At 50.1% G+C, this 1,518-nt stretch carries 2 protein-coding genes; both read left to right on the top strand.

Features of this window, described 5'->3' with window-relative positions; translation table 11 throughout:
• Nucleotides 1–836, top strand: an 836-nt coding sequence (locus Q0257_RS05740) for a GNAT family N-acetyltransferase (protein WP_298022720.1), incomplete at its 5' end; no start/stop codon positions are given.
• Nucleotides 836–1,518 (top strand): hypothetical protein (locus tag Q0257_RS05735; protein WP_298022717.1); only part of this gene is annotated, 683 nt, incomplete at its 3' end. The genes Q0257_RS05740 and Q0257_RS05735, both read left to right, overlap by 1 nt.

The following is a 1,518-nucleotide window of genomic DNA, read 5'->3' as shown; positions in this document are numbered from 1 at the left end:
CGGCGCAAAATTTAAGCGGCGAGGAACTGGTTGGCTTTTTCGTCTATAGAACCGAGCAGACCTACAAGCGCACGGTTTCGCACCACAAACAGCCGCCGCCGCGCCTAAATGCAGATAAAATTTTAAAATCCAAAGCCCATAGCGGCGCGGAATTTGACGGCGCAGGAGATGAAATTTTAAGCGGCGAAATAAAATTTTCAGAAGCAGAATTTTCAAACGATACGATTGGTAAAATCGCAGACCGAAAAACAAAGCCTTTTAGTGGCGATGAAATTTTAAATGCGGGCGTAGATAGCAAAACTCCAATCGCCGCGGACGGTTCTATTTGCAGTGCGGGCGGCAAAATTTTATCAGGCGTCAAAAGGGATAAAATTTCATTAAACGCCGCGGAGAGCAAAATTTTATCGATCGCCGCAGAAAGCAAAATTTCGCACTACGATGAGAGTGAAATTCCAAGCGGCGAAGAGAGCGGGATTTTTTACGTGGCCTACCTCGGTATCGATGCGAAATTTCGCGGGCTAGGGATCGGCTCAAGGCTGCTCGCTCTCATCGTCACGCAAAATCCGCGCGCGCAAATCGTCCTTGATGTCGAGCCACCGCACGAGGACGCGCCCAACCTCGCGCAGCGCCTACGCCGCATAGAATTCTACGGCAGGCACGGTTTTCGGCGCTGCGGCAAGTTTTTCAACTACGCGGGGCTAAGCTTCGAGATCCTTGCTAAACCGCCGCTAAGCGCGCCGCAGCAGGGATTTGACGTAGCGAGCTTCGTGAGATTTATCGGCGCGGGCAATAAATTTAGATTTAAAATCACCGACGCGCCGCTATACAAAAACTGATGCAAAAGCCCGAATTCAGCCTCATCTGCGACGATACGTTTTATAGAATTTTCTCCGCCTCTATCCTTGCGTTTTTTTGCATTTTTATCTCTTTGGACATCGGCGGATCGGGGGAGCTGTTTTACACGGACAGCCCGCTACGCTCGCAGCGAGCCAAACCCAGCCTGACGATCGTTTTTTTGTTTTTGGCGTTACTTTATTTGCGAAGCGGCAGCAAAGAGGTGGCGCGCGTGGAATTTGACGAGCTTAAAATATCCTTTCGCAGAGGGCTAGACAAATACGATCTTATGCTTGGATGCGTCGATCTGATAGAGCCGTCGTTTGGCTTCGTGCGGACGTTTCGCGTGCCGTTTATAAGCTACGAGCGGTTTTTGAAACTGCAAGAAATTTTAAAATTCTTGCTTCTTTTCGCATACGTCGCGGGCGTGTTTTTGACGATCAAATTCGGCTTTGCCGAAGCTGCGATCTATGCAGCGGCGGGCATTTTTGCGATTTTGATCGCCTCAAAACTCGTCGTCGCGCGAAGGCTAGACGGACGAGCAGGGCTACGACTGTGCGACTGCCTGCTACTGCGCGGGAGGGACGATACGGGCGCGGCGGTATTTTTTTGCATCCGTCCTAGCTGCGCCGAGCGCGAAGCTTTACGTATATATTTTTTGAAAAATTTCAGCTACGACATTAA

It is taken from the genome of uncultured Campylobacter sp. (genome assembly GCF_938018035.1).
Lineage (GTDB): Bacteria > Campylobacterota > Campylobacteria > Campylobacterales > Campylobacteraceae > Campylobacter_B.
Note: the sequence above shows the minus strand (reverse complement) of the source record. Positions and strands in the feature narration are given on the sequence as shown.